Origin of the sequence: Subdoligranulum sp. APC924/74 (assembly GCF_003324125.1) — a bacterium.
In the GTDB taxonomy this organism is placed as follows: domain Bacteria; phylum Bacillota; class Clostridia; order Oscillospirales; family Ruminococcaceae; genus Gemmiger; species Gemmiger qucibialis.
On the sequence record NZ_PSQF01000114.1, the window covers coordinates 1 to 7,408 of the forward strand.

Consider the following 7,408-nt stretch of genomic DNA (forward strand, 5'->3'; position numbering starts at 1 on the left):
TTTTGGCAACGCAGATGCCGTGCCGCAGCTGCCGGAGCGGTGCTTAAGCCGCAAGGCGGGAATTGTGCGGTGTTGCCCTAGATAACGCAAAAGGCCGAACGGCAGGAAAACCGTTCGGCCTTTTGAATTATGATCGGGGTTATATCTTATGGTACTTGCGGCCGGTTTCTTCGTAAACAGGGTCACAGGTCAGGTTCATGCCAAGCTTTTTTAGGGTATCGGCGTCCACGCTGGACAGGATGACAGTGGAATGGATATCGCAGCCTTTGAGCATGGGCAGCTGGTGCATGGCGGCAGCTGCTGCGGCATTTTCAGTAACCGAGCTGGAAAGCGCGATGAGAATTTCATCCGTGTGCAGGCGGGGGTTGCGGCTGCCGAGATACTGGGTTTTTAGGGTCTGGATTGGCTCGATCGCATGGACAGAAACCAGATTCAGCTCCTGATCAATCCCGGCAAGGCGCTTGAGTGCATTGAGCAACGCAGAGGCGGCAGCGCCCAGCAGCGGGCCGGTTTTGCCGGTTACAATAGTGCCATCCGGCAGTTCGATTGCCGCAGCAGGGCGGCCTCCGGTTTTATCGGAACAGGCGTGGGCCTGCTGTTCCACGGCGCGCATGCCGACGCTGACGCCCGCCTGGTTCAGCAGCAGTTCCAGCTTGTAGCGGTCATCCTTGACGATACCGCCGGTTTTCTGGTCGCACAGGCACTTGAAGTAGCGACGGATAATTTCCTTGCGGGAAGCCTCCTGGCAGACTTCATCGTCAATGATGCAGTTGCCTGCCATATTAACGCCCATGTCGGTGGGCGAATGGTAAGGGCTTTTGCCCGCAATCAGCTCAAACATGGCATTGACAACGGGGAAAATTTCGATATCGCGGTTATAGTTGACCGCTGTTTTGCCGTATGCTTCCAGATGGAACGGGTCAATCATGTTGACATCATTCAGGTCGGCGGTAGCAGCTTCGTAAGCAAGGTTGACTGGGTGCTTGAGGGGAATGTTCCAGATGGGGAATGTTTCAAATTTGGCGTAGCCAGCCTTGATGCCGCGCTTGTATTCATGGTACAGCTGGGACAGGCAGACGGCCATTTTGCCGCTGCCGGGGCCGGGAGCCGTGATAACGACCAGTGGGCGCTCGGTTTCGATGTAATCATTTTTGCCGTAACCGTCATCGCTCACAATGCGAGTCACATCGTTGGGGTAGCCAGCAATTTTGTAATGGCGGAAGGTACGGATGTTCAGCTCATTCAGGCGGCGCTCAAAAGCTTCCACTTCCGGCGCAGCGGTATACATGGTGATGCACACGCTGCCAACAAACAGACCCATGCCCTGGAACGCGTCAATCAGGCGCAGAACGTCCTGGTCATAGGTGATGCCGTAATCGCCGCGCATTTTGTTGCTGATGATGTCCTCGGCGCTGATCACAACCACGATTTCGGCCTGGTCTTTCAGCTGCAGCAGCATTTGAAGTTTGGAATCCGGCTGGAAGCCCGGCAGCACGCGGGAAGCATGATAGTCATCAAACAGCTTGCCGCCAAATTCCAGGTAGAGCTTGTTATCAAACTGGCTGATGCGCTCCCGGATATGGGCAGACTGCATGGCCAGGTACTTATTGTTATCAAATCCTATTTTCATCGGTATCCCTTTTTCCTGCTGTTTGGGCGCATGGCACAACACGGTGCGGTACCGCACGCCGGAACATAATTTTTCCAACATAAGTATTAGTATAACATAACCTGCGCGCGGGTGCAATCTTGCCAGGGCGGTTCGTATTAAATTTACTAGCATGCACAAAAATATAGTTCAACAGGGGCCTGTTTTTTGCCTTTGCTATTTTATGGAAGGGGGATTTCAATTATTTCCCATCCTGTCTTTTTCAGCCGTCAGGTGCCCATACTAAGGTGTATCTGAAAACAAAAAAATGACGGATATTTCGCAAACACAAGCAGGATTTAAGGCAAAGAACCGCAGGAATCCTTTGTGGATTCCACGGCTCTTTAACACAAAATCCGGCTATGCTTGTAGAAATAGACGATATTTTCGACTTTTCAGATCCCCCTAAGGGCGGAACCAACTGCTGTTGCTGAATGCAAAAGAACGGGAGGATGCAGAATGAATACCAGCAAAGTGGAAATATGCGGTGTGAACACGGCCCTGCTGCCGGTGCTGAACGAGGAACAGAAAACCCAGCTGCTGCTTGCTGCCAAAGCCGGAAACAGCGAAGCCCGTGCCCAGATGATACAGGGCAACCTGCGCCTTGTGTTGAGCGTGGTGCAAAAATTTGCGGGCCGAGGCGAAAACCTGGACGACCTGTTCCAGGTTGGGTGCATTGGGCTGATTAAGGCAATCGACAATTTTGACCCCGGTTTGAAGGTGCGGTTTTCCACCTATGGGGTGCCGATGATTCTGGGTGAGATCCGGCGCTTTTTGCGGGATAATACCCCCATACGGGTCAGCCGGTCGGTGCGGGACCTGGCTTATCACGCCATGCAGGCACGGGAAGCCCTGCAAAAAGAAACCGGGCGTGAGCCCCGCGTGAGTGAAATTGCCGCCCGCGTCGGCAGCGCCCCAGAGCAGGTTGCCATGGCGCTGGAATCCATTGTGGAACCAGCCAGTTTGTATGAACCGGCCTATACCGATGGTGATGATACCCTAGCCATTATGGACCGCGTACAGGAAGCAAGCTGCGAGGAAAGCTGGATCAGCGATATCATGTTCAAGGATACCGTGCAGGCCCTTACCCCGCGGGAACGGCGCATCATCGCCCTGCGGTATTTATCCGGCCAGACACAGATGCAGGTGGCGCAGGCCATCGGCATCAGCCAGGCGCAGGTCAGCCGGTTGGAAAAATGCGCGCTGAACCATATCAAGGAACAAATCTCCTGCCGGTAGAACCATCTCATGTGCACCATCCCCAGCCGCAGCACATACCATGGAGCAAAGGGGATGGTAATGATGGAGCAAGCATTTTGGCTGATTTTGTTTTTGGCAGTTGTGGGCATTGCGGCGCTGATTGCCGCCGCGATGATGTGGCAGAAAGAGAGCATCCAGCAGCCCGGCACACCCACCGGGCAGCGCAGTTACCAGGAGGAATATTCGGCGCCGGATTTTACCGAAAGTGCAGGGTTTGCTGTAACGATGTACCCTTCCACTGATATCCTGATTCCGGGGCGATTCTGGCTCATCAACCGCAAAACGGCGGAGATTGAATACAATGTGATTCCCGCCGGAAACGTTCGGCTGCGGGTTGCTCAAACCGGGCAGCTGGATGTGCCGGATACCTATCTGGCTTGTCAATACGAAAACGTGGCCACTGTGCTGATTGACGGCACAGAAGTCACGCTGAGCCAGAACCCCGGTCGGAACGCCATGGCGAGTTGGACGCGGAACGGATTTGATTACCTTTTGTTGTGTGAAGAACCGCAAATGAACCTGTTGGGCGGGGTGATCCAGGATTTTGTGACCCAGACAACTGCCAGCACAGTATCTGGGCAGCAGGTCACGCAGAAATAGCTAAGGCATGCCGGATCAGACCAAAGACTCGATTTGTTGACGCAAACGCTTGATGATGCGCTTTTCCAACCGGGAAATATAACTTTGAGATATCCCGATGGAATCCGCAACTTCCTTTTGGGTGTGCTCTACCCCATCACGTAAACCGAAGCGCAGCTCCATGATTTGCCGCTCCCTCGGGTTCAATGCCTGAACGGCGGCAAGCAGGGCGCTGCGCTCGGCATTGCGCTCCAGCTCTTCCCCAACCTGGGCCTGGTCGCTGGTCAGCACATCCATCAGCAGCAGCTCGTTGCCATCGGAATCAGTGTTCAGGGGCTCATCAATGCTGGCATCCTGCCTGCGGTTGGAGCTTTTGCGCAGGTACATCAAAATTTCATTTTCAATGCAGCGGCTGGCATAGGTAGCAAGTTTGATATTTTTTCCCGGTTCAAAGGTATTTACCGCTTTAATCAAGCCGATCGTACCAATCGAGATCATATCCTCCACCCCAGCGGTGGAGGATTCAAATTTTTTGGCAATGTAAACGACCAAGCGCAGGTTATGTGTGATCAAGGCATCCCGCGCCGCCCCTTCGCCCGCAGCAAGACCGCACAGCGCCTGCTGTTCTTCCTGCGGGGTCAGCGGCGGGGGCAGCGTATCCGGGCCGTTAATGTAGTGCAGATCCGGCATGGCACCAAACAGTAGCACAAAATTTCCGATACGGCGGCAAAGCGTGTGCAGCAGCTGCATAAATATTTCCCTCCTTTGAGATGTGGGTGGTAAACTATGATAAAGGCATTGGCGGGTGGTTTGTGCTTACGCAGAGATATAACGTGCAGCGGAAACGATAGCGATGCGTTTTTGCTCATTATTTCACTAAATAAATATTTAGCGAATATAATGTGTGATTTATCATGTGCTTCGCGATAAGAGGATTGCCGGCAGTAATTGATACAAGCCTGCCGCATGGTTACAAAAAATCTGAGCCATATAAGGCTTCATATTCGCCGGACTGGAACGGCTGCGGGCAAAAAGCAACGGCGGTGCGGCCAAGGCTTTGCATCCCCGTTTCGGTGATGGTGCTGATATCCGCCACCGCAAACCCCGGCAGCAGCGCGTGCTGCGCAGCGGTATTGCAGGGTATCACCCGCAGACTGGCACCGACCGGCGGCGTACTGGGGTGCAGGCCCTGGAACCACTGCCCCAAAAAGGCGTTGACTCCCCCCGGCAGTCGGCCTTTTGCCGCCGGCCAGCTGATGAGCAGCACCGGCAGGCAGGTGACGGGGTCTTTCAGGTGGCACCCAGTATCCAGTGTGGCGCGCAGCCGCACGGGGGCACCGCACAGTTCAAACTCGATCCCAATCGTCCGGGTGATCTGCGGCGTGCTGCCCGAAAAGTGCAATACCAGCCACACCGCGCCGCAGCTGGCTGCGGAAAGCAGCAGCAACACGACCGGCGAAATGCGCAGGTATACCGTAAGATTTGCCGTTTGCAGCAGCGGTGTGCCTGTGCGCAGGATAACGGCAATGCAAAGCCCGGCCAGCAGAATGTTGAGCGCGGCATACCAGCACACGGCGGTAACAAAGCGCCGCAGCCCCTGCAGCCCAAAGGCAACGCCCACCACGGCGCAGGCAGTCAGTATCTTATACAGAATTTGGGCAGGATATGAAAGTTCCGGCGCGAACAAGATCAGCGCACTGAGCGAGGCAATGCCGCTGGCGCACACCATGCGGGAAAACGCGGCGTGCTGACTGCTGAGCAGCCCGGCGGCCTGCAGCAAAAAGTAAGCCACCAGAAAGTTGACCAACAAAAGGACATCCAGATAAATGACCGTTTTGATAGCAGGCATCTCCCCTTTCGTGGCCGTGCGGCAGTTTTGGCGGCTTTGGGGGCCGCTTGTTCAGTGTATGCCAATGGCAAAGAGAAAATGCGGGAAACCTGCGAAAGCTGAACAGGCACAAAAAATCCGCCCGTGGCTGTTTGCCATGGGCGGATGAAATCAGTAATTTAATTATTCCTGATGAGCGGAGCATGCGGCGCAGCTGGCGCAGGAGGCACAGCTGTTAGCGCTTTCCGGATTTTCGGGGTCAACGTAACCGGGGTGCTTTTCGGCCCACAGGCGGTCAGCGGTGGGCATCCAACTGGTTGCGTAGGGACGGCAGCGGCGGAAAACATCCTCCGGGGATTCCGGCTGCTGCATATCGGTGCTGTGGGCACCGCTGCGGCGAACCATATCGCCCAGAATCTGGGGGTTCTCCAGCATCGGGCAGGGACGCAGATGGTTGCCGTTGAAGGGCTGGCCCTTGTGATATTCCTTGAACAAGGGCTGCTGCAGGCATTCCAGCAGGCTCTTGTCATGGATGTTGGCGCCGGAGTAATGGATGAATACGCAGGGCTCCACATCGCCGTTGGGGTTGATGTGAGCATACTGGCGGCCGCCGGCGATACAGCCGTCAATGTACTCGCCGTCGTTCTGGAAGTCAATGCAGAAAATCTGCTTGCCTCCGGTAAAGCCGCGGATCTCGCGTACACGCTGGATCATGTACTCACGCTGTTCGGGATTCAGCATCAAGTCAACGTTAGCACCATCGCCGATGGGCATATAGTGGAAGTACCAGTTGAAGCGCACGCCGTGGCTGATGAGCATATCCATGAATTCATCGCTGGTAACAGCCTTGTAGTTGGCGGAAGTGTAGCAGATGGAGGTACCAAACAGCAGGCCGTGCTTTTTCATGATGTCCATAGCGTTCATAACGCGCTGGAACACGCCTTCGCCGCGGCGGCTGTCGGTGGCATCATCCAGGCCCTCAACGGACAGGAAGAAAGCCATGTTGCCGACTTTCTTGACTTCCTCGCAGAAAGCATCGTCGATCAGAGTACCATTGGTGAACAGGTGGAACACGGAGCTCTGGTGCTTGGCAGCCAGCTTGAGCAGATCGTTCTTGCGGCACATCGGCTCGCCGCCGGTGCACATATACCAGTGGATGCCCAGCTCTTCACCCTCGGTAACCAGCTTGTCCATTTCCTCGTAGGTCAGGTTCAGGCGGTTGCCGTACTCGGCAGCCCAGCAGCCCTTGCAATGCAGGTTGCAGGCGGAGGTGGGGTCAAACAGCAGGATCCACGGCATGTTGCAATCATACTTTTTGCGCAGCTCACAAACATAGTTGTAACCGGAAAACATGCCCTCATACACCAGGTTCAGGGCGTTCATCTTCAGCACATGGGGGTCGATCTCGTTGATGGCGCGGTATGCGTACTGCATCCACTTGCCGTTGGGGTCGCTGACAAACTTGCGGGCTGCATCAAAGGCGGAAGCCGGGTAACGGTCTTTCAGCAGGGGCTCGGCCAGGTTGACCAGCTTGACAGCATTCTCGGACAGCTTTTCGGTTCCCTTACCGCGCACGGCGTTGATGGCGACATCAATGGCAGCGCTGAAAGCAGCGCGCTGTGCGGCGTGAACAACTTTATTCATCGGCATAACAAAACTCTCTCCTTTTCAAAACGGTACACTAGCCATTGCTCTGCAAGCAAAGCGTACCCGGCAGCGGCAGGGCCTTTTGGATAAGCCCCTGGGAACCAGCCGTTTTTCGGTTCCAGATTTGCTGTGCGGTCCCGCTTGAACGGGACTGCACGACTTTTCTTGCTATGGTGACATTGTATCGCATTGTTCGGCATTTTGTACATAGGCAAAAAAAGACTTTTGTTCAATTATAATAGGCTATTCCGGCCCCGATGTTTGACGATATGCCCCGCTTTGTTCAAAAAGTGCGGTATAAAACACAAAAAGGCGCTGCACCCAATTTGAGGGCACAGCGCCGGAATGATATGGATAAATTTGCTTTAAGGCAACACCGCACAATTCCCGCCTGACGGCTTAAGCACCGCTCCGGCGGCTGCGGCACGGCATCTGCGTTGCCAAAA

At 54.9% G+C, this 7,408-nt stretch carries 6 protein-coding genes; 2 read left to right on the forward strand and 4 right to left on the reverse strand.

Annotated elements, in window-relative coordinates:
- Nucleotides 1–139: 139 nt before the first annotated feature.
- Entirely contained in the window at nt 140–1,630 is a 1,491-nt protein-coding gene (locus C4885_RS14585) for a DUF1846 domain-containing protein (protein ID WP_114001031.1), read from the reverse strand.
- A gap of 477 nt (nt 1,631–2,107) precedes the next feature.
- Here C4885_RS14585 and C4885_RS14590 point away from each other — a divergent pair, with 477 nt between their 5' ends.
- The gene (locus C4885_RS14590) at nt 2,108–2,887 is read left to right on the forward strand and encodes a SigB/SigF/SigG family RNA polymerase sigma factor (protein WP_114001032.1); all 780 of its coding nucleotides are present in this window, start codon (nt 2,108–2,110) and stop codon (nt 2,885–2,887) included.
- A 63-nt stretch (nt 2,888–2,950) separates the two neighbouring features.
- Nucleotides 2,951–3,508, forward strand: a complete 558-nt coding sequence (locus C4885_RS14595; RefSeq protein ID WP_147237855.1) for a hypothetical protein — start codon at nt 2,951–2,953, stop codon at nt 3,506–3,508.
- 15 nt (nt 3,509–3,523) lie between these two features.
- On the opposite strand, the gene sigK is transcribed toward C4885_RS14595, so the two are convergent.
- The 3 genes from sigK to C4885_RS14610 form a co-directional block, all read right to left on the reverse strand.
- A complete protein-coding gene (sigK, locus tag C4885_RS14600) occupies nt 3,524–4,177 on the reverse strand; it encodes an RNA polymerase sporulation sigma factor SigK (protein WP_242979611.1) in 654 nt (217 codons plus the stop codon).
- Nucleotides 4,178–4,457: 280 nt separating this feature from the next.
- Nucleotides 4,458–5,336, reverse strand: coding sequence for a sigma-E processing peptidase SpoIIGA (locus tag C4885_RS14605; protein ID WP_114001035.1), 879 nt, complete (start codon nt 5,334–5,336; stop codon nt 4,458–4,460).
- A 162-nt stretch (nt 5,337–5,498) separates the two neighbouring features.
- Entirely contained in the window at nt 5,499–6,965 is a 1,467-nt protein-coding gene (locus tag C4885_RS14610; RefSeq protein WP_333559390.1) for a radical SAM protein, read from the reverse strand.
- Between the last annotated feature and the right edge of the window lie 443 nt (nt 6,966–7,408).

Bases quoted from the DNA above. Each gene is read 5' to 3' on its own strand.
- sigK (WP_242979611.1), bottom strand. From the start codon at position 4,177: ATGCCGGATCTGCACTACATTAACGGCCCGGATACGCTGCCCCCGCCG.
- C4885_RS14590 (WP_114001032.1), top strand. From the start codon at position 2,108: ATGAATACCAGCAAAGTGGAAATATGCGGTGTGAACACGGCCCTGCTG.
- C4885_RS14610 (WP_333559390.1), bottom strand. From the start codon at position 6,965: ATGCCGATGAATAAAGTTGTTCACGCCGCACAGCGCGCTGCTTTCAGC.
- C4885_RS14595 (WP_147237855.1), top strand. From the start codon at position 2,951: ATGGAGCAAGCATTTTGGCTGATTTTGTTTTTGGCAGTTGTGGGCATT.
- C4885_RS14605 (WP_114001035.1), bottom strand. From the start codon at position 5,336: ATGCCTGCTATCAAAACGGTCATTTATCTGGATGTCCTTTTGTTGGTC.
- C4885_RS14585 (WP_114001031.1), bottom strand. From the start codon at position 1,630: ATGAAAATAGGATTTGATAACAATAAGTACCTGGCCATGCAGTCTGCC.